The following is a 21,356-nucleotide window of genomic DNA, read 5'->3' as shown; positions in this document are numbered from 1 at the left end:
TCGAGGCCGCAATGACCATAGCCAACAGGCTTAACGTTCAGTTCCGCAGGGATTCGGCGTTAACGCGCCCCGTTGTTGCGCTGATCGCTGCTACCGCAACAGGCATTGCTCTCCTGCTCATCGATCACGTCATCACGTTGTCGGCACCGGCGACCGCGCATGGTGATATCGGCAACTGGTGGCTCGCATCGCACCTGGCGATCATGCTCATCATCCCGTTCGTGATGCTTTGGTTCACCTCCCAGCCCGATGCGCACACCGCGAAACCCGCACAACCCGAATACCCACTTGTTCTCGGTGCAGTGCTCGTGACTGTTGGATGTGCAGTCCTTGTGGCCATAGCTAGCGCCGTCCCGCTCACTGCCCCTTTCGCCGCAGCAGCCATGACATTCGCCTCTAGCGGCCCATTTGTTTCACTAGGTTTCTGGTGCGCCCTGTTTCTGGCTGTTTTCGCGGTGGAACGCCGAGACAAGCGCGGCTTCTTCACTGCCCTTGCAATAGGTGGTGTTGCGCTATTTATCGAATGCATGCTTTACGGTCAATGCGCAGTGTGGCAAGCAGCCCACCACCTCATGTGACAGACCATTGACGAGCCAGATCCAAACCGGTGGCCACTCGCCCCAGGCAATGTCAGGTGACCAGCGAAGATGCCCGGAATCAGTGTGATGTTCGCCGTGCCCCGAGTGTAGGCACTACCGCTGTGTTAGCGTGCTGACATGCCTGCCTCCAACGCATCGTCCCCGCACCGGCGTGCTGGCGAGAACACCCCCGCAAAGCACCCTGGTCAACGCCCCAATTCCCAAGGCCACACCCCCAGTGGCGGAGGGCATCCTGGCGGCCGTCCAGGGGGACACGGTGGCGGCAAGCCACCAACAGTAGACCCAGCTATTTTGTACACACCACAACTGCGCACCACCACCCGACTATCCGCCATCATCCTCACCGCCGCGTCCGTCGTCACGGCGCTCCTGTTTGTGGTTGCCGGGGCGGTCATTGACGGATACCTCGTGAAATCAGGCGCAACCAGCGAGATCGCCTCGTTTGGAACGTTAAGCGACACCAACCAGGCTCCCCTTGCCTCACTAGTGGCGGGCATCGGCCCAGGCTTTGGTGGATGGTTGGCGATTGCGCTCGCGGCGCTGGCAGCTTCACTAACGGCGGTGGGGGTGTGGGTGACGACGGCTGGCACCGCGCGTGAGGAAGCGCAGGTGCGCACCCGGATTGTCTCTCACATTCTTGATGTTGGGCCGGTTTCTCGGGCTTCTGATCGTTCAGGCGCGATTGTTGCTTCCGCGACGGATGGTGCTGAACGGGTTGCCGCGTACCGGATGGGTTTTGTGGGGCCCTCGCTAGCCTCGGTCGTTTCACCGGTGTTGGTGGTCGTGGTTATTGCGTTGTTTATTGACTGGGTGACAGCACTGATTTTGCTGGTTCTTATCCCTGTTATTCCGGCTGCAATTTATGGTTTTCAGAAGGCGTTCCGTCAGGTTTCGGGGCGTTCACGGGCTCAACGCCAAGCGCTTGCCGCAGATTATTTGGATGCGTTGCAGGGGTTGACGACGTTGCGGTTGATGCGCGCCGCCCGGTGGATGCAGGAGCGGCTTGCTGCTGCGGGTGAGCGAAACCGGCGTTCTGTGATGCGTTTGTTGGCAGTGAATCAGGTGGTCATCCTGGTCACGGATGCGGTGTTTTTCCTGGTGATGGTGTCCGCGTTGGCGGTGCTCGCCGTGGTGCGCCTGCAAGATGGGATTATCACTGCAGGTCAGGCCCTTGCGTTGGTGCTTCTTGCGACAGTGTTGTTGGAGCCGTTGGCGAAGGTCGGTTCGTTCTTTTACGTGGGGCTGGGTGGGCGTGCCACTGAGCGAGGCATCGCGAGGTTCCTTGGCACGCGTGCTCCTGTGACAGGCGGCTCCTCCCCGTCCCTGCGCCGAGATCCTAGATCTCGCACTGAGATCCTTGACGACGGTGAGGATCTCGCACCGAAATCTAGGATTTCGGCTGATGATACCCGCCCACCTCTTCTCGAATTGCGCAACGTTGTGTGCGGGTACGGTGAGTTACGAGTCCTCAACGGGGCTAACCTCACCATCCACCAGGGTGAACATGTGGCACTCACCGGCCACTCAGGTTCCGGGAAATCCACCATCGCACGCATCGTGGAACGTTCCATTGCTCCAGAAGGTGGTGACTTGTTGTTCGCCGGCCAAGATGCTACCGAGTTGACCTTGCCCGCAGCGCGCGCTTTCAGCGCCGTGGTGCAACAAACCACCTACCTGTTTAGTGGCACTGTGCGTGACAATCTGCATGTTGCTGCCCCCGATGCAACAGATGACGACATGTGGGTTGCCCTTGAAGCAGCTCACCTAGCCGCTGATATTCGAGACATGCCAGGCGGGTTGGATGCCGCTGTGGGGGAGCGCGGTATGACGCTCTCCGGTGGGCAGGCGCAACGCCTCTCCATTGCGCGCGCTCTCCTCACAGATGCGCCACTGATCGTGTTGGATGAGCCCACGTCTCAAGTGGACCTGGCGAGCGAGCGGGCCATTATTGCTGCTATTGACGGAATTGTGGCGTCCACTGACCGCACCGTTTTGTCGATCTCTCACCGGGCATCGGCGTTACGAACTGTGGACCGTGTACTAAACCTGCGTGACGGAATATTGACTGAGGTGACCCGATGACCACGTCGTTTTCTGCCCTGTTGTGGAGCGCGCGCCATGTTCGTTCCGTGCTGTGGCCGCTTGTTCTGTCGACGGTGTGCCGCATTGTGGATCAGGTTCTTGCCATCGCGATTCTGGCAACAGCCGCCGCTGGTGCTGCCCGGGCGGTCGTGGGTGGGGTTGATGTTCCTCGCTTGGTGATCACGCTTGCGGTGTTGACCCTGATTAAAGCGGTGTTTCGGTATGTTGAGCAGTACTCCGGGCACTATGTGGCGTTTAAGGCTTTAGAGGAACTGCGTGTGTTTGCGTTTTCGCGGGTATGGCCTGGTGCCCCAGCGAATACTGCTAGCGCTAAAACTGGTGACCTTCTGACCCGGATGACGAAAGATATTGACCGGATTGAGGTGTTTTTCGCGCACACTATTGCCCCGGTGATCAGCGCCGTGGTGGTGCCCATTATTGCGTTGACGTGGATGGGTATGACAACTTCCCCCGTGTTGGCGTGGATCGCGGCTGCAGGGGTGTTTGCCGTTGCTGCTGCGATCCCAACGGTTGGGTGGTTCGCGTTGCAACGGGCAAGCCAGAGTGGTGCGGGGCGCCGGGGCGAGTTCGCTCAGTTCGCCACTGAGTCGGTGCAAGGTGTGCGTGAGATTGTGGGGTACGGCTACAACAAGCCGTGGCTGGAACGCTCCACGCAACTGACTTCTGACATGACACACGATGCCCGCCGTGAAGGCGCTCTGACAGCAGCACGCCGGGCTTTGACACAGTTCGTCACCCTGACCACGGTGCTCCTTGTGCTTGGTGATGGGGGTGCCCGCCTTGTGCGTGGCACGCTGAGTTTGGAACAGTTGGCGCTTGCAACAGCGGTGACGTTGGCGTGTTTTTCTGCGGTGAAAGCCATTGATTCATTGCTTGCTGACCTTGATCGGGCCGGTTCTGCGGCGCATCGGCTGCGCTTGGTGGTATCGCAGCCGCCAGCGGTAAGTGACCCAGAACAACCCGCGGTGATCCCGGCTGGCCCGGTCGGTGTTGAGTTCAACGGCGTCACGTTCACCTACCCTGGCGCGCGCACCGAAGCGGTCACGCATGCGTCACTGGTGATTCAGGCGGGTGCCCGCGCGGTGATTGTGGGCCGCTCGGGTTCTGGGAAAACAACTCTCGCGCATCTGCTGCTGCGCTATTGGGATACCGATGCGGGGGTTATCTCCGTGGGCGGTGAGCCAGTGAACACTGTGGCGCAGGATGACCTGCGGGCCCGTGTTGCGATGGTATCGCAACGTACCCACTTGTTTGCGATGAGTATTGCCGAGAACCTGCGCATTGCCCGCCCTGATGCTTCATCCACTGAGTTGCAGGCGGCGTGCGAGGTGGCGCAACTGCATGACGACATTGTCGGTTTCCCTGACGGGTATGACACCGTTGTGGGTGAGTTCGGTGAGTCGTTGTCTGGTGGGCAACGTCAACGCCTCGCGTTGGCGCGGGCATTGTTGAGTGATGCCGATGTGTTTGTGCTGGACGAGTACACGTCCAGCCTCGATGAAGATACTGCGGGGAGGGTGCGTCGGGCGTTGCGTGCGGCTCGCGTTCACGCAACGATTGTGGAAATCACGCACCGCCCACAGGACGCTGTGGGGGCGGATTGTGTGTTCCGGGTTGATCATGGCTCTGTCACTCAGGTGACGGCCGGTGAGGTGCTCGCGACCGTCCCTGAGTGACAGCTTTCTGTGCACATTTCTGTGCGCATGTGTTTAGTTCCGTAGTGCGCGTACGGCGTCACCGATGGAACTGCCTGGGTGTTGCTTTCGGTAGGTTTTGATTGCTCGTGGTGTGGGGGTGTTTTCGCTGCGTGGCGGCGGATCACCGATGCTGGTGAATCCCCACACAAGTACGGCCGTCGTTGCGAGGAGCAACGCAACAATGAGGTTGTCAGCGATCACGTAGGTGATTGCTGCAGCGACCGTGAGTCCAATGATGGTGAGCGCTGGAATGAACTGTTTCATCAGCAGATTCCTTACTTTCTTGATGCGCGGTGAGCAGGAGCAACAAACAAGGTATACCTGGGGTGGATGCCATGCAATCGCGGGTGTGTGGCAGCGTTCAAGATGCGAACCTCAAGAATCTGCGGCAGTGTAGATAGTGCAGGGACGAGCTGGTACCAACCAGTGAATCCCGACCATGATCATTCGCCCGAAGGAGGAGCACATGGGACTCGGAGACAAAATCAGCAACAAGGCTGAAGAACTCAAGGGCAAGGGAAAAGAAGCCTACGGAGACGCCACGGATAACGAGCGTCTTGAAGCTGAAGGTAAGGCCGACCAAGCCAAGGCCAACACCAAGCAGGCTGGCGAAAACGTCAAGGACGCTTTCCGCGACTGACGCTGGTAGCTGGTATGAGGCCGCGCATCGGCGTTGGCCCTCAGCGAGTTCACCGCACGCTTTACTGGCGTGACGTGAATACTTAGGCAAGACCACTGAGGTGGGGTGGGGTGCGAAAGCGCTCCGCCCCACTTTGTTTTGCCCGGCGACTTCCCTGCTGTCGCCCAGCCCAGCCCCGGCCCGCCCGCCCCCCGCGCCTCCAACCCCGGCCCGCCCGTCCCCCCTCCCCCTCCCGGCGAAAGTGGGATTGTGCCCACTTTCCCTTTCGAAAGTGGGCACAATCCCACTTTCGTTTGAGTGTGGGGGCTGGTTTGGTGACGATGTTGGTGACAGTGTCTGATCGCCTCGGGGAAACAGGGGAACCAAGGACAAACGTCCCGAGTGAGGTAAGCCTTACCTATCGTAGATTCATCGGGTGACACCTTGTCACGTCAACCTGTCACTTGCAGATCACACGGTGGAACCATGACCGCACCCCACACCCCGCCCCTCTACTCGCCCCGAGCAACAACAATCCTCCGCGCGTCTATAGCCCTGACCAGTACAGCAGCGCTCGCGGCTGCCCTACTCATGGTGTGCATCGGCGCGCTTATCGATGCGTACCTCACCACTAGCGTCATCGCCGTGCCGCTAGTGGCAGTTGCCGCTGGTTGCGCTGGCCTGTCAGCGGCCCTTACTGCCCTCACGATTGTGATAACCGGACAAGGTGCAGCACGCGAAGAACAAGGGCTGCGTGCAACACTGATGAACCACGTATTACGGTTAGGCCCAACCGATCGCAGCGAACCCAACAAACACAGCGACACAGGAAACCAACAGGGCACAGATCGCACAGGTGCACTGACCTCGATGATGACTGATGGGGCGGAACGCGCGGCGACCTATCGCCTCACTTTCCTGGGGCCAACGATTGCGGCAATGACGAGCCCGCTTGTGGTGTTGGTTGTTATCGCCGTGAGCATTGATGTGGTCGCTGCCCTGATTCTCCTCGCGTTGGTGCCTCTTATCCCAGGGCTTATTGGCGGTTTCCGCCGCGCTTTTGGGGCGGTGTCATCGCGTTCGCGGGATCAACGTCAACGCCTCGCTGCGGATTATCTTGATGCCCTGCAAGGGTTGAACACCCTTCAGTTTGTGGGTGCGGCTGGGTGGATGCACCGCAAACTTGCCGCAGCGGGTGAAGTGAACCGGCGGACCATTATGCGTTTGTTGGCGGTGAATCAGGTGGTCATATTCCTCACTGATGCGCTGTTTAGTTTGGGGATGGTGACGGTGGCTGCCGCTTTGGCGATGATTCGGTTCAACAGTGGAGACATCACTGCCGGTCAGGCGGTCGCTTTGGTGTTGTTGTCCCTGTTGCTTTTGGAGCCCATGAATAAGGTGGGGGAGTTCTTTTACGTTGGTATGGGTGGGATGGCAGCGGAACGGGGCATGAAGCGTTTCTTGGCCCTGCAGCCCCACATCAGTGACAACGACGATGCGTCTGCTGGCATTGGCTCACCGGGTGCGGGAAGCGCGCACAATGGTGGTGTTGGGCGCGGCGAGTCCGCAGCTCCGGTGCCAGCGGTGAACCTCAACGCCCTGAACTTTTCTTACGGTGATACACCAGTGCTGAGCGATGTGTCGTTGGCTGTTCAACCAGGGGAGCATGTTGCGATTACTGGGCGAACCGGGGCGGGGAAGAGCACCCTGTTGAAGGTGTTGCAACGCCATGTGCCCACCGACCCGGGCGCAGTCATGATTCACGGCACTGATGTCACGTCAATGACTGCCCGTCAAGGGCGGGCGCGCACTGCCACAGTGAACCAGTCCACTTTCCTGTTCACGGCGAGTGTTCGGGATAACCTCCTCATTGCTCATCCACAGGCTGATGACAACGCCCTGTGGAAAGCGCTCAGCCAGGCCAACATCGCCGCTGATATTCGCGCAATGCCACACGGACTTGACACCATTATTGGCGAACGCGGTCATGGCCTTTCCGGCGGGCAAGCCCAACGCATTGCCATCGCGCGAGCACTGCTGACCGGCGCGGACATTCTCATTCTTGATGAACCCACCGCGCACGTGGACCTCGCCGGTGAACAACTCATCCTTGAGGCACTACGAAACATTCCCAGCCACCACACGGTCCTCACCGTTGCCCACCGCCCCACGCTCATCGCCGCCGCAGATCGGGTACTTCACCTCGACAACGGCACCCTGACGGAGGTCACCTCATGACACCACGACTATCCCTCATGCGTCGCCTCGCTACCCTGGCTCGCCCGGTGATGACCCCACTGATACTGAGTGCCCTGTGCCGGATCCTTGACCAGTTCGCGGGTATCGCCTTACTCAGTGTCGCCGCTTACGGAGCCGCCACAAGTGCTACAAACCCGGCAGACGCATCGGCCACTATCACCCGGACCCTCACAATCATGGTTGTTTTGGCCCTCGTGAAAGCAGTGTTGCGCTACCTAGAGCAGTACACCGGCCACTACGTGGCGTTCTCCGCACTTGAACACCTGCGGGTGTGGGCTTTCGGGCGTATTTGGCCCCAAGCCCCAGCGATGTCCACCTCAAGCCACACCGGTGACATACTCTCCAAAGTCACCAGGGACATCGACCGCATCGAAGTGTTTTTCGCACACACCATCGCCCCTGTCACGGCCGCACTGGTTGTTCCGCTCAGTTCGCTGGCAACACTTGCTGTGTGGGCGTCACCAACCTTGGCGTTGACGGCGCTGCCATTTGTTCTTGCGGTGACGTGGGCGGTCCCGTTTCTCGGGACCCGACGCGGGGCCAAAACCGCCGATGCGCTCCTCGCCGCGCGCGCTCAACAGGCCATGCACGTCACTGAGACAGTGCAAGGTGTGCGCGACATCGTTGATTTTGGGTATGAGCATCCCCGCCTGCAACAACACGCCATACTCGACGCCCCGATCGTTACCCACACATCGACCATGTGGCGACTTGTCGCACTACGTCGAGGTGCGTCCCAAGCACTCATGTACGTGTCGCTCGTGACCCTCGCCGTTGTGGGGTTGGGACTGTACGGAACCGGGCAACTGAGCTTGCCTGAGGTCGCTGCTTCACTGGCCGCCGTGTTCGCCACCTACTCCGCAGCTCGAGGGCTTGAAGACGTCATGACTGACCTCGAAAAAGCCCTCGCGTCAGCTCAACGCCTCTTCCACCTGACTGACGCACCACCAGCCGTCGCTGACCCACCTGTAAGCGAAACCCGGGAACTGCCTGCAGGCCCACTGGCGGTGTCCTTTAACAACGTGACCTTCACCTACCCGCCAGCACCTGGGCGCCCAAGTTGCGCACCGGCCCTTACCGGGGTCACCTTCGAAGCCCGCCCCGGCACCCGCACTGTCATCGCGGGGCGGTCGGGGGCAGGTAAATCCACCCTCGCGCATCTTCTCCTGCGAGTATGGGACCCCAACGCGGGAACCATCCACCTGGGCGGGGTAAATATTTGTCACCTCCCACTAGCGACACTGCGTTCAACGGTGGCGCTGGTCAGTCAAAACACCCACCTCTTTAACGTCAGCATCGCAGAGAACCTGCGCCTCGCCAACCCTGATGCGACGCTTAAGGAACTCAAAACGGCCTGCGGTATCGCCTGCATTGACCAAGACATTGAAGACTTCCCAGCAGGCTATGACACGCGGGTAGGGGAGTTTGGGGAGAACATTTCCGGTGGGCAACGCCAACGCCTTGCGTTGGCTCGTGCGCTACTCAGCGGAGCCAGAGTGCTGATCCTTGATGAACACACCTCCCACCTGGATGAAGCCACCGCAGCCCAGGTCCGTGACTCATTGCGAACCGCATTCCCTGAGGTCACGCTCATTGAGATCACTCACAGGCTGGGGGACGCTGCTGGGGCTGACTTGGTGTTACACGTGGACGGCGGGGTGTTGCAGGAAACTACTGCTACCCGCTTGCTTACTCCCCTCCCCCTCCCCGTCCCCCTCCCCCTCCCCGTCGAAAGTGGGATTGTGCCCACTTTCGAAAGGGAAAGTGGGCACAATCCCACTTTCGTTTCGAGGTGAGCGAAGGAGCGAGGGGAGGACCGAGAGGGAGAGGGTGCAGGGAAGCTAAAGGTCAACGGATAATGCGGCGGCGGCAATCACCTCATCGTTGCCCTGCCCAAAGATCAAGGGCAGCGCCCGCCAACTCACACGCTGCCCGATGCTCGTGGCCGCGAAATCCTGCTCATCACCGGCATCGATAAGCCACCCGTCAAGCAACCCACCCTCCTGGCGAGCACCATACATGCCCGCCACCCCGGCGCTGGTCGACTCCACGCCAACAGCAGCCAAACAGGTGTCGGCATACCCACGAACCGGCCGCCCACCAATAAGCGGGGACAACCCCACCACCCGCGCGGAGGTAGAGGTTAGTGCCTGACGCACACCGGGAATAGCGAGCAGCGGAGTAATGGAAACAACCGGGTTAGATGGGGCTATGAGCACCAGATCAGCGTGTGCGATGGCATCAAGAACCCCCGGTGCGGGGTGCGCCTCACCGGCCCCATGACTGACAAACCCCAACGGAACCGGTTGCGCTTTACGTTGAACCCACCATTCTTGGAACAGCACGGTGATGCCCTGCCCACCCGGCGCATCGACAGATAGAGAGGCTGGGTCGCTCCCCTCAGCTGGCAACTGCACAAGCGTGGGAACAGGATCATCAGTGACCGGCAAAACCCGCACACCCACCCCATAAGAAGAAGCCAAACGGGCCGTCACCTCGCTGAGAGTATGCCCCTCATGGAGTAAGTGAGTGCGCATGGCACAGTTCGCGATATCAAGGTCACCCAACTCAAACCACGTCACCTCCGGCAAGTGCCGGGCAACTTCTTGGGCAACACGGTGCGTCTCATCGCGTCGCCCCCACCCATGAACCGGGTTATTCAACCCGGCAAGGCGATACACCACAGAATCAATATCAGGGGAAACCCGCAAACCCAGGTGCGTGAAGTCATCACCAACATTGACGACCGCCGTCAACTCATGCGGGGAGCCATGTTGCGTATTCCACCTGTCTAACACCTCAAGGAACTTCGCTCCACCAACCCCACCACACAGGACTGTGACTTTCATCTGGCTCTCCTGTTCAAACAACGCCATCATGCACCTGACCAGCAGTCATCTCACGCCTACGGCGGTTTCGCGCCACCCAACAAGGCGGCACGTAACCGGTGTGACATCGTGAGTAACACGATTGTGTCACGCACACGAGTACCGTAAAGACCAGCAACCACCAGCCAGAAAGGACCACACGTGAACACAGCCCTGTGGACAGTCATTGTTCCCGTACGGTCCTTCACCACCGCGAAATCCCGCCTCAACGGGGCCCACCCGCACGTTCCCTCAGCAACAGTTGCCCGCGCCCTCGCCCACCACACCCTGAGCGTCCTTGACCAGTGGGAACACTGCACCAGCATCATCATCGTGTCCGATGCCCCACTCGGTTGGCACAGCACCTCACCCAAAGCCCGCCACATACTCCAAGGCGAACACCCTGGCCTCAACGGCGCAGTCACCGCGGCACGAGCAACCGTCACAACCGGGCCAGTGCTGGTCATCCACGCCGACCTTCCATGGCTGAGTGTCGATGACCTCAACCACGCACACCACCACTACCTGACCAATTACACCAGCGGCGCCAGTGCCACCAGTGAGAGCCAGCGCCCCTGTGACTGGTTCATCCCTGACGCCCAAGGCACCGGAACCACAGCCCTGCTCCTGGCGCCAGGCAGCACCCGGCAACCACTGTTCGGGGTCGGCTCCGCCGAACGCCACCACACAGCGGGCTACCAACGCCTCACCCTGCCACCAAGCAGCGGGCTACGCCGAGACCTCGACACCCCAACCGACCTCGACGCCGCCCTGCGCGACTCCTACGCGCTCGCGGCTGGTCGCTTCCCACCTGGTCCGTCGGGCGCCTCCGGCTTACCGGATGCACCAGACGCCCCGGCGGTGCCGGAGTCGCCTGAGTCAACCGAGTCACCAGCCAACGGCGCTGGCGCACCTAACCGGAAACTGGTCACCAACCCCACAAGCAACGCTGCCGCAGCGGTGAGCCCAGCGAACTGAACCCCCTGTGTGAGGGCTTCACGCGCCGCATCAGCGATAGGTGCGGTTGCTGGGTCAGCAGCCAACTGCGGGATGAGCGCACCGGAGGAACTCGTGACCGCATCGACCAGGGTTTGCGCACCGGGGTTTTGAGCCAAATATTCAGTGAGCCGCGACTCTGTGCCAGCTTTCAACGTGGTGAACAGGACGCTACCCAACACGGCAATGCCCAATGCTGAACCAACTTGGCGGGCCGTGGACTGAGTTGATGAACCTTGACCGGACCTTGCGATGGGGACGTCCACCAAAATTGTTGAGGTGAGTTGTGAGGTAGCGAACCCAACGCCCAACCCGTACACGAACAGGGTCGCAGTTGTCAGCCACAGTGACGAGTCGGGACGCAGCAGCAACGCCAACGCCACAAGCCCAGCAATTTCAAGGACCAGTCCCACCCGCACCATGATGACGGGGGTGACTTTTTTACTCAGTGCGGAGATCGCCCCAGAGGCAAAAAATGATCCAACCGCTAATGGAATGAGAGCCAGCCCGGCATCAAAAGCTTCCAAACCGAGGGCGTACTGGAACCACAACGGGAGCGACAGAATCAACCCGAACTCACCCATGGACACCACCATCGCGGTGATGTTGCCGTTACGGAATGACACAATCCGGAACAGCGACAAGTCCACAATCGCGCTCAAACCGCGGGTAACGCGGCGGTGTTCCCACCACACAAAAAACGCCAGCACACCAAGTGCTGCAACAAGTGCCAGCGGGATGATCGACAACGAACCAATGGACACTGCAGCGGTAGCTTCAGCAGCCCACCAGCCGTACACGCGGCCCTCAATGAGAGCAAACACCAGCGCGCCAAAACCAACAATGGACAACAGCGCACCAAACCAGTCAGTGAGTTTTTCTGCGCTGGTGTCTTTCGATTCAGCCACAGCCCACAGCACGGCCCCAGCGATGATCACCACGAGGGGCACGTTAATGAGGAACGCCCAGTTCCACGTGTGATAGGTCGTCAACCAGCCGCCGACCACGGGGCCAACCGCCGCCATGCCACCAATGGTGGACCCCCAGATCGCGAACGCGATGGTGCGTTCCCGCCCAGTGAACGTGGTGTTCAACAGTGACAATGTGGTGGGCAGAATCATGGACCCACCAACACCTTGCACGGCGCGGGCAAGAATGAGCATGCCACCCGAATCGGCGGTGGAACACCACAGGGACGATGCCCCGAAAATCATCAACCCAATGATGAGGATTCGCCGCCGGCCCACCCGGTCAGCCACACGCCCCCACACCAGAAGCAGCGCAGCAAACACCAGGGTGTATATCTCTTGGACCCACTGCACCTGGGTGGTGGAAATACCAAGGTCAGTGATGATGGAGGGGATCGCCACAGACACAATCGTGGAATCCATAATGATCAGTGCCACGGAAAAACTGATCGCCGCAAGCCCCCACCAGCGGCGCGAATGATGCGCGGGAGTGTTCATGACGTTATGCTACGCCCGCTTGGGCCACACCCAGTTCGTTGACCCTAACGGGTCGTGGCCAACTACCTGTGTTGAACGGCCATCATGCGTCAATTCAATGTGTTGCGCCTGATCACGCAGGGCATCGACAAGTGTTGTGGAGTGAGACACCACCAATACTTGAGTGGCCCTCGAGCCTTTTAATATCAGGTCCGCCATCGCCGGAATCAACGACGGATGCACACTGCCTTCTGGTTCGTTCAACACCAGGAAACGTGGTGGCCGTGGGGACAACAGCAGCACGGCAATCATCAGGAAACGCAACGTACCATCTGACATTTCCGAAACATCCATAGGGCGGCGCAAACCAGTGAACCACTGCACGTGGGCGACACCGCGATCGTCTTCCATTACATCAACTGACGCCCCAGGGAACGCACGACCAACTGCCTCATGTAAGGCCCCAGCCTCACCAGCATGCAAAACCGTTGCCAACGCAGCCGCCAGATTCCCGCCATCGGGAGCCAACGCGGCAGTAAACGTTGACGGGTGAGGCTGGCGGGCGGGGGAGTGTGAGTCCACGCGCAACGCATCGTAAAACCGCCACGAGCGTGCCTGCTCCCGCAACGCATACAACTCAGGTGACACCAACGGGTCAGTAAGAGTCGCAATCATTGATTCTTCCACCCGTGGGCGCCACGGGCTGACCCCAAAACCGCCGGTGTCATCACGCAATGACACCGCTTGATTCCTGCGCTGTGCAAGCAAAGCTGAAGGGCGCGGATGCGTGCCATGCCACAGTGTTTCCACCTTCACCTCAGGGTCAAGGAGAAACGGACCCAACTGAGGTAAACCAAGCTCAATCGCATAGTTCAGGTCATCCACCGCGACACCAAGACGCATCGCCACGGGCACACCCCTGCGTATGTCCGCGTGCAGAGCATTACGCAACCCGCCCTCCCACGCGAGCGTCGACAACGCCCCATCGCGCACGATGTCCGTGATCAGGCGCATTGCCCGGTAAATGTTGGACTTCCCCGAGCCATTCGGGCCAGTAATGACCGTGAGCTGACCCAAGTCGAGAGTGACATGCTCCAACGACCGGTAATTCTCAAAGGCAAGGTTGCGAATCATGACAGCGACGCTACCGGGAACACCTGACATGGGCGCGGCTCTCCTCGGCTCTCCTCCGCAACTCACTCAGCGAAAGTGGGATTGTGCCCACTTTCCCTTTCGAAAGTGGGCACAATCCCACTTTCGATCGGAGGGAGGTAGGGGTAGCGAGGGGTTGGGATCCGATAGGGTATGTGGGAGCGCTACCATCGCGAGTTGTTCCCTGTTGGCAAGGAGGCCACCATGACCACACATCTTCCCTACCGTGACCCAGCCCTACCCGTCACACAACGCGTCAACGACCTCATCAACCGCATGACCCGCGAAGAAAAAGTCGGGCAAATGATGCAACAAGACGCCCGGAACAACCTCGACCACCTCATCAACGAGGTGCACATTGGCTCGATCCTGCACGCGTCACCCGAAGCGCTACGCGAAGCGCACGAACTCACCGAACGCACCCGCCTAGCCATCCCCCTCCTCGTCGGGGAAGACTGCATCCACGGGCACTCCTTCTTCGAAGGAACGACCATCTTCCCCACCCAACTGGGCATGGCAGCATCCTGGAACGCTCCACTCATCGAACAAGCAGCCCGCGTCACCGCCATCGAAGCATCCGCAACAGGCATTCACTGGACGTTCTCACCCGTACTATGCATCTCCCGAGACCTACGCTGGGGCCGCGTCAACGAAACATTCGGCGAAGACCCCCACCTCATCGGCGAACTCGCCAGCGCCATGGTGCGCGGCTACCAAGGTGACGGACTCACCGACAACACCGCGATCCTCGCCACCGCAAAACACTTCGCCGCCTACTCCGAAACCCAAGGCGGCCGCGACGCCTCCGAAGCCGACATATCCCAACGCAAAATGCGCTCCTGGTTCCTACCCCCCTTCGAACGCGTAGCCCGCGAAGGATGCCGCACCTTCATGCTCGGCTACCAAACCACCGACGGCATCCCCATCACCATCAACTCCTGGCTCCTTGGTGACGTCCTGCGCGGCGAATGGGACTACACCGGCATGCTCGTCACCGACTGGGACAACGTCGGCCGCATGGTGTGGGAACAACAAGTCATGCCCGACTACACCCACGCCGCCGCCGCTGCTGTGAAAGCCGGAAACGACATGGTGATGACCACCCCACAATTCTTCGACGGCGCACTCACAGCCCTCAACCAAGGACTCCTCGTCGACGCAGACATCGACGCAGCTGTCGCCCGAATCCTCACCGTCAAATTCGAACTCGGCCTCTTCGACAACCCACGCCACCCCGACTTGGAGCGCATCGCCACCGCACTTGCTACACCCGAACACACAGCAATCAACCGTGACCTCACCCGCCGCTCCCTGGTCCTCCTGGCCAACGACGGAACACTGCCACTCACCGCCACCACAGAGGGCAGCAAAAAAATTGCGGTCATTGGCCCCAACGCCAACGACCACCAATACCAACTCGGCGACTGGGCCGGGAACTCCGGCCAAGCCGGATGGATGCCCAACGGGCACCGCACTGACCAGATCACCACCGTCTACGAAGGCCTGCGTGACATCGTCCCCGACACCTGGACCATCACCCACGCCCGCGGCGCAAACATCGTAGACCTCGTAGACGACCCCGCCGGAACCCACTTCCCCGACGGCCAACCCCGCCCCCGCATCGCCCAACCAGCACCCATCGACAACACCCTCCACACCGAAGCACTCACCGCAGCCAAAGACGCCGACTACATCGTCGCCGTCGTCGGAGACGCCATCCCCCTCGTCGGCGAAGGACGCTCCACCGCAACCCTGAACCTCCTCGGCGGCCAAGAACACCTCCTCAACGAACTCGCCGCAACCGGCAAACCCCTCATCGTGGTGCTCCTCGCCTCCAAACCACTGGTCCTCCCACCCTCCGCACTGGGCGCAAACGCCATCATCTGGGCGGCAAACCCCGGGATGCGCGGCGGACAAGCGCTCGCTGAACTGATCACCGGGGCCATTGAGCCAGCGGGCCGGTTGCCCATAAGTTTCGCCCGGCATGTGGGGCAGCAACCCACGTACTACAACCAGATTCGCGGTCAACACGGGGACAGGTACGCGGACCTCACCCAAGACCCGCAGTGGGCGTTTGGGTTCGGGTTGTCCTACACGAGCGTGGAGTACAGCGGGCTCACGCTTGACCGAGACCAACTGGGCGAGGGCGACACAGTCACCGCGCACATCACCCTGACAAACACTGGGCAACGGCCAGCGGTGGAAACCGTGCAAGCGTATGTGTCGGACCTGGTGACCTCAGCGTCGTGGGCAGACAAGGAACTCAAAGCTTTCACTCAAGTGGAGGTGCAACCTGGACAGAGCGTGACCGCAACCGTCCAGGTGCCCGTCGCGGACTGCACAATTGTCGATGCCCGTGGCTGCCGGGTCGTGGAGCCCGGTGAGTTTGAGCTGCTGGTGGGTCCTTCCTCACGGGCCAGTGACCTGCACCGGGTTCGGTTCACCGTGCAGTGACCCTTTAGTTCCACCCCTTCTCTTCCCTCCGTCGAAAGTGGGATTGTGCCCACTTTCCCCGTCGAAAGTGGGATTGTGCCCACTTTCGACGGGGAGGGCAGAAGGGAATAAGTGTGGAAGGGTGACTGCCATAGCAGGTGGGGTTATCGCATGACGTTGCGATAACCCCACTGCTGTGATCGGCACGGAGACTTAACTGCTACGGCGTGTAGCGGATCGTCATTTCCATAGTTGTGCGCTGGCACGGCGCGCACCCTCGGCAAGTGTTTCTAGTTTCGCGGTGGCGATTTGTGGGTGGATGCGCCCGCCAAGGCCGCAGTCGGTGGATGCAATGACGTTGTTGCGCCCAACTCGGGTGGCGAATCGGGTGATGCGTTCTGCGACGAGGTCAGGGTGCTCCACCACGTTCGTTGCGTGGGACACCACACCGGGCACAAGGATTTTCCCCTCGGGCAGGGTGATGTCATCCCACACCGTGTACTCGTGTTCGTGGCGGACGTTTCCTGCCTCAAACGAATACGAACCAGCGTTCACTGTCAGCATGGCGTTCACGATGTGCCGGAATTCGAGGTCAGTGGTGTGTGGGCCGTGCCAGGAACCCCAGCACAGGTGGTAGCGAATCTGCTCTTCTGGGAGCCCGCGTAACGCGTGGTTCAGCGCTTCAACGCGCAGTTGAGAGAACGCCAGGTAATCCTCGATGGACGGTTCTGGGGTGATCTGGTCCCAGTTCTCGGCTAGGGACGGGTCATCAATTTGCACAATGAGACCGGCTTCAACAATGGCAACGTATTCCTCGCGCAGCACGTCAGCCCACGCGTACACGAGTTCCTCGTCGCTGGCGTAGTGGTCATTGCCGATCCGCATCGCTGAACCTGGGGCAATGGAGGTAATGAACCCCTGCTCGAGCCCAGTTGCTGCTAAACCGGCTTTGAGGTTTGCGATGTCTGTGGCCACCGCATCGTGCCCGGTGTAGGTCAGCTTATCCACAACTTTGGGGAACAGTTTGGGTGCGCCACCGGAGAAAATTCCTGATTCGGGGTCTGTGTACGCCTCGCGGAAAGCGGCTTGGTCGCGGCGGTGCCCAAACCCTGTGGTGCGGACATTGCCGGGAGTGGATTGGATGTCGGTGGTGAGCCACTGTTGGTCTTCGTCCAGGGCGAGGCCGCCTGTACGGGAAAAGGAGTAACTCCACCACGCGCCGTAGTCCACCGCTGTTGACATGGACTTTCCGTATTCGCCGTCCCCGGGCAGGGTGACGCCAAGTTCTTGTTGGCGCTTCACGATGTTCACAACTGCTGCGGTGCGCAACTCATTGATGGCATCGGTGGGCTCGCCTGCATCAATTGCCGCGTTGGCGGCGAGGAGTTCAGGAGTGCGGGGCAGGGAGCCGGAGTGAGAAACAGGAATGGAGTCAACGGTGTGGGACATGAGCGCTAGTTTAACCACCAGCCTTCCACAAAGTGGACACCCTGCCCGCATGGCGGGACAGGGTGTCTGGGGCTGGTGCTGGTGCTGGTGCTGCCCTCATCGTTATTTCCAGGGAAAGTGGGATTGTGCCCACTTTCCCTTTCGAAAGTGGGCACAATCCCACTTTCGATCGGGGGAGGGGATTACGCGCTGCGTACCCGCCGTGCGAACCGTTCCGCGTTGGTCTGAAGCGCGCCGATGCGCCGGGCAATGAACCCCTCCGGGTCGGCTTTGCCCTCCATGGTGTTTGGTGCGCGCCGCACGTGAGCGGTACAACTGAGGTCGGTGTGAAGCAGTGTCCCCACCGTGTTGCCTTGTCGTCCTGGTGCACCAGCTAAGCGGGCCGCGAAGAGCCTCACGTTATCAACCGCAATGATGTCCTCGCACAGGGCGCACATCGTCTTCTTTGGTTTGGTGGGGCTGGTACGCAACAAAATCCCTACCGGGGCATCATCGACAGGAATGACAACGCTGGTGACGAGGGGATTTTTTGGGTCAGTCCAGCCAAAAATGTCTAGCCGTTCCCAGGCCACACCATCAAGGCGGGCAGCGGAAGCAGCCAAAGCAGCTTCACGTTTGGACGCGTTAATAAAGGACGCGCGAATGTCATGTGAGGTCAAGGGGTGCATGAGGAAACTTTCAAAGAGAACAGGACAGCGAACAAGAACAACTCACTCACCGCGCAGCACGCTATGGGCTGGCGGTGTGAAAAATATGGAGTGTCAGATGTTCGCTGTGCAGGCCATGAATGGCCACCGGTCCTTTCCTCGGAAACTCACCTGCCACCGTATACTCATTGCGGTTTGGCGTGCCAGACTTTTTGAGTCACACCGAAAGGACCAACGTGCCAGCACCCATCGACCCTCAGGCCGCAGCAAAAAACGCCCAAGACATCACGCTGCGCGTACGTGACGGAGCGTTTTACCTGATGGAGGGGATGCGTTGGCTCCTCAAACGACCTAAGCTCCTCATCCTTGGGATGATGCCCGCCGCGCTGGTCACCCTGATCTTGTTGGCACTTCTGATCGTGCTGCTTGTGAACATTGTGCCGATCACGCTGTTCCTCACACCATTCGCGCAAGACTGGGCCACCGGGTGGATGTGGACTGTGCGCATCGTAGCTGCCATCGGTGTTCTAGGACTAGCGCTCGGACTCAGCGCGGCCCTCTTCACCGCATTAGCGTTAATGATTGGTGACCCGATATACCAAAAGATCTGGGAAGAAGTCGAACGTGACATACACGGTAAAGTACCCGACCAAGAACCCGGATTCTTCCAAGGCATCAAAGACGGGTGGGCGCTCGCTTGGCGGTCAGTACTTTTCGCCATGGGATGCATGATCATCAGCATCATCCCCATTGTGGGGCCCGCCGTTGCCGGAACACTGAACCTCAGCGCCGCAGCCTGGCTACTCACCCTAGAAACAGCTAGCCGCTCACTGACGGCGCACGGCGTCCCAGAAAAAGACCGCCGCGGTTGCTTGCGCAAACAAACCCCCATGACCCTCGGGTTTGGGTTCACGATCAGCGGCGTCTACACCATCCCGCTTGGAGCCATATTGTTCATGCCAGCGGTTGTTGTAGGCAGCACGATGCTCGCGCATCGGATCATGGAACTCAGCGGCTACCAGCCGCCTGCACCAATCGACAAAAACCCGCCACCCATCCCGGGCATGATCAACTTGTAGTTCCGTAAGGGAGAGTTGCGCTGCGGGGAAATAGGCGGGAGCGGGCTAATCGCGCAGTGGGGAACCTGCAATAGCGAAGTCATAACCACCAAAATCACCTGTCAGGTGAGGCATCGCGTCAGAAATAACAGCTTTCACCTCATCAAGTTCCAATGACGCAGCGTGAGCTTCTTGAGATTCCCACACCTCCGCCACATACACGGTGTCAGGGTCGTCATCGCGCCCACCAACCTCATACACCAAGCACCCTGCGTCACGCAGTGCAGCGTTGTGCCGCGTCATAATCTCAATGACAGTGTCGCGCTCGTCTGGCTTCACACCCATGGTGCCGATCGTTGCATACGTCATGACACGACCTTAACAGCGGCGCGCGCAGCCCCATAGCGTCTCATAGGATGGGAGCACAGAACTGTCCAACGATCACCCGCAACCGTGACGAGACGCCATGACCTCTACCGACGCACCGCAACCAGACCCCAAAGAGCCCGCCACAGCATCGGACAGCGCCACTGCGGCCGCTAACGCTGAACCAACAGGTCACAACGATGTACCTGCCAGCGCCCCAGCAGCCGATTCCGCCGAACCGGTCCAACCATCTGACCCAGTGCAACCAGCTGAACCATCACAGCCCCAGCAGCAGGAACCCAAGCAGCCTGCTGAGACCGACGAGCAAGCCACACACCGGATCCGCAACGAACGCGCCGCGAAACTCCCCGCGAACCTGTCACGGTCCTGGCTGCTCGTCAACGCCGCCAAACCAGAGCAGTTTGAACCTGCACTCCTTTCCGAGGCTGACTCGGTTATTTTCGACCTTGAAGCTGCTGTCGCTGAAGACCGCAAAGAAGAAGCCCGCTATTACGTGGTGCGGGCGCTGAACTCTGGGCTGTCCGCGTGGGTGCGCATCAACGGTATGGATACCCACCACTGGAAAACTGACCTTGAGGCGCTCATCAAAACACCAGGTTTGCGCGGTGTCATGCTTGCGCAAACCGAAAAACCGGAACAAGTCACTCTCACGGCGATGCGCCTGCACGCTGGGACGCCGGTGATCGCACTCATTGAGTCGGCTATTGGTGTGGAAAACGCTACCGCTATCGCCTCCGCGCCTGGCACATTCCGTCTTGCATTTGGTGTGAATGATTTCCGGAAGGACACCGGCGCCACTGAGGACCCGATGGCGTTGGCATACGCCCGGGGGAAACTGGTCGTTGCCTCGCGTGTGGGTAAGTTGCCTGGCCCGATTGATGGTCCGCCTGCCGCAACAGACAGTGTGGAGGCTGTGCTTGCGGCCTGCGATATCACCCAACGTATGGGGATGACCGGGAAAATGTGCTTGACGGTTGGACAGGTCGAGGACGTTAACCGTGGCCTGTCGCCTAGCACGGAGGAATTGCAGTGGGCGCGGGAGCTCATCACCCAGCATGAGCAGGCGCAACGCAGCAACGGGGTGGATATTGCGGACGGCTCGTACCTGCCGCGCTTGGCCCGTGCCCAGAAGGTCGCGAACCTTGCCGACACGTACGGTTTGTGGAAAAACTAGGAGAGATATGTCTGTCATTAAAATCAACGCCATTTCCGTGCCTGAGGGTGCGGGTGCGGAACTGGAAAAACGGTTCGCCGCACGCAAACACATGGTCGATTCAGAGCCAGGTTTCGAGGGGTTTCAGTTGTTGCGGCCTGTCGCTGGGGAGTCCCGGTACTTTGTGGTGACCCAGTGGGCCTCACAAGAGGACTTCGAACGGTGGCGTGACGGACGAGCTAAAGAAGCCCACGCTAACGGAGGCGCCCGCGACGGTGAAGGCCACGGCCACGGCCACGGCCAAGGGCACGGACAGGGCGAGGGTGCTGAGCAGCCACATCAACCTGTTGCAACCGGTGCTGACCTCCTCGAATTTGAGGTTGTGGAGTTCTAACCACCAGGTTCGCGGCGCTTACAACAACGCGAACAACGCGCTGAACAGCACATACAACCAGATCGCCGTAATTGGCGATCTGGTTGTTTGACCAGTGT

The 21,356-nt window shown here is 60.0% G+C and carries 17 protein-coding genes and 1 pseudogene; 11 read left to right on the top strand and 7 right to left on the bottom strand.

What is annotated here, in order from left to right:
* Nucleotides 1–11 precede the first annotated feature (11 nt).
* The 3 genes from G538_RS0100960 to cydC all read left to right on the top strand — a co-directional run bounded on the left by G538_RS0100960 (nt 12) and on the right by cydC (nt 4,378).
* Nucleotides 12–578: a hypothetical protein gene (locus G538_RS0100960; protein ID WP_029067842.1), complete on the top strand. Its 567-nt coding sequence runs from the start codon at nt 12–14 to the stop codon at nt 576–578.
* Between the two features lie 138 nt (nt 579–716).
* Nucleotides 717–2,681 (top strand): ABC transporter ATP-binding protein/permease, encoded by a 1,965-nt coding sequence (locus G538_RS14365; RefSeq protein WP_051196421.1) that lies wholly within the window; start codon nt 717–719, stop codon nt 2,679–2,681.
* Complete coding sequence (cydC, locus tag G538_RS14360; protein WP_051196420.1) at nt 2,678–4,378, top strand: thiol reductant ABC exporter subunit CydC; 1,701 nt, start codon at nt 2,678–2,680, stop codon at nt 4,376–4,378. Before G538_RS14365 ends, cydC begins: the two co-directional genes overlap by 4 nt.
* A gap of 33 nt (nt 4,379–4,411) precedes the next feature.
* Here the strand turns inward: cydC and G538_RS0100945 are convergent, their stop codons facing one another.
* Nucleotides 4,412–4,663: a hypothetical protein gene (locus G538_RS0100945; RefSeq protein WP_029067841.1), complete on the bottom strand. Its 252-nt coding sequence runs from the start codon at nt 4,661–4,663 to the stop codon at nt 4,412–4,414.
* Between the two features lie 202 nt (nt 4,664–4,865).
* Here G538_RS0100945 and G538_RS0100940 point away from each other — a divergent pair, with 202 nt between their 5' ends.
* From G538_RS0100940 to G538_RS14355, 3 genes are all read left to right on the top strand, one after another.
* On the top strand, nt 4,866–5,039 hold the full coding sequence (locus G538_RS0100940; protein ID WP_029067840.1) for a CsbD family protein: 174 nt from the start codon (nt 4,866–4,868) through the stop codon (nt 5,037–5,039).
* A gap of 465 nt (nt 5,040–5,504) precedes the next feature.
* Nucleotides 5,505–7,256, top strand: a complete 1,752-nt coding sequence (locus G538_RS0100935) for an ABC transporter ATP-binding protein/permease (protein ID WP_051196419.1) — start codon at nt 5,505–5,507, stop codon at nt 7,254–7,256.
* A complete protein-coding gene (locus G538_RS14355; protein ID WP_051196418.1) occupies nt 7,253–9,073 on the top strand; it encodes an amino acid ABC transporter ATP-binding/permease protein in 1,821 nt (606 codons plus the stop codon). The genes G538_RS0100935 and G538_RS14355 overlap by 4 nt, the downstream gene beginning before the upstream one ends.
* A gap of 45 nt (nt 9,074–9,118) precedes the next feature.
* Here the strand turns inward: G538_RS14355 and cofD are convergent, their stop codons facing one another.
* Nucleotides 9,119–10,126, bottom strand: coding sequence for a 2-phospho-L-lactate transferase (gene cofD / locus G538_RS0100925; RefSeq protein WP_029067838.1), 1,008 nt, complete (start codon nt 10,124–10,126; stop codon nt 9,119–9,121).
* A gap of 180 nt (nt 10,127–10,306) precedes the next feature.
* Between cofD and G538_RS18255 the strand changes: the two are divergent.
* Nucleotides 10,307–10,642, top strand: a pseudogene (locus tag G538_RS18255) (hypothetical protein); the annotation flags it as partial.
* A 284-nt stretch (nt 10,643–10,926) separates the two neighbouring features.
* On the opposite strand, the gene G538_RS14350 reads toward G538_RS18255, so the two are convergent.
* Together G538_RS14350 and G538_RS0100900 are read right to left on the bottom strand one after the other, a co-directional pair.
* Entirely contained in the window at nt 10,927–12,606 is a 1,680-nt protein-coding gene (locus G538_RS14350; protein WP_084617932.1) for a DHA2 family efflux MFS transporter permease subunit, read from the bottom strand.
* Between the two features lie 9 nt (nt 12,607–12,615).
* On the bottom strand, nt 12,616–13,749 hold the full coding sequence (locus G538_RS0100900) for an AAA family ATPase (protein ID WP_051196416.1): 1,134 nt from the start codon (nt 13,747–13,749) through the stop codon (nt 12,616–12,618).
* Nucleotides 13,750–13,941: 192 nt separating this feature from the next.
* On the opposite strand from G538_RS0100900, the gene G538_RS0100895 reads away from it, so the two are divergent.
* A complete protein-coding gene (locus G538_RS0100895) occupies nt 13,942–16,191 on the top strand; it encodes an exo-beta-d-1,3/1,6-glucosidase (protein ID WP_029067835.1) in 2,250 nt (749 codons plus the stop codon).
* Between the two features lie 219 nt (nt 16,192–16,410).
* Here G538_RS0100895 and G538_RS0100890 read toward each other — a convergent pair whose 3' ends face one another.
* Together G538_RS0100890 and G538_RS0100885 are read right to left on the bottom strand one after the other, a co-directional pair.
* The gene (locus tag G538_RS0100890) at nt 16,411–17,619 is read right to left on the bottom strand and encodes a cobalamin-independent methionine synthase II family protein (protein ID WP_029067834.1); all 1,209 of its coding nucleotides are present in this window, start codon (nt 17,617–17,619) and stop codon (nt 16,411–16,413) included.
* A gap of 182 nt (nt 17,620–17,801) precedes the next feature.
* The gene (locus tag G538_RS0100885; RefSeq protein ID WP_029067833.1) at nt 17,802–18,287 is read right to left on the bottom strand and encodes an FBP domain-containing protein; all 486 of its coding nucleotides are present in this window, start codon (nt 18,285–18,287) and stop codon (nt 17,802–17,804) included.
* Nucleotides 18,288–18,502: 215 nt separating this feature from the next.
* On the opposite strand from G538_RS0100885, the gene G538_RS0100880 reads away from it, so the two are divergent.
* Nucleotides 18,503–19,345 (top strand): EI24 domain-containing protein, encoded by an 843-nt coding sequence (locus G538_RS0100880; protein ID WP_169514071.1) that lies wholly within the window; start codon nt 18,503–18,505, stop codon nt 19,343–19,345.
* A 45-nt stretch (nt 19,346–19,390) separates the two neighbouring features.
* On the opposite strand, the gene G538_RS0100875 is transcribed toward G538_RS0100880, so the two are convergent.
* A complete protein-coding gene (locus G538_RS0100875; RefSeq protein WP_029067831.1) occupies nt 19,391–19,693 on the bottom strand; it encodes a putative quinol monooxygenase in 303 nt (100 codons plus the stop codon).
* Between the two features lie 337 nt (nt 19,694–20,030).
* Between G538_RS0100875 and G538_RS0100870 the strand changes: the two genes are divergently transcribed.
* Entirely contained in the window at nt 20,031–20,885 is an 855-nt protein-coding gene (locus tag G538_RS0100870) for an HpcH/HpaI aldolase/citrate lyase family protein (RefSeq protein WP_029067830.1), read from the top strand.
* Nucleotides 20,886–20,892: 7 nt separating this feature from the next.
* Nucleotides 20,893–21,258 (top strand): antibiotic biosynthesis monooxygenase family protein, encoded by a 366-nt coding sequence (locus G538_RS0100865; RefSeq protein ID WP_029067829.1) that lies wholly within the window; start codon nt 20,893–20,895, stop codon nt 21,256–21,258.
* Nucleotides 21,259–21,356 lie beyond the last annotated feature (98 nt).

This window comes from Jonesia quinghaiensis DSM 15701 (assembly GCF_000423205.1).
Classification (GTDB): Bacteria; Actinomycetota; Actinomycetes; order Actinomycetales; family Cellulomonadaceae; genus Jonesia; species Jonesia quinghaiensis.
Note: the sequence above shows the minus strand (reverse complement) of the source record. Positions and strands in the feature narration are given on the sequence as shown.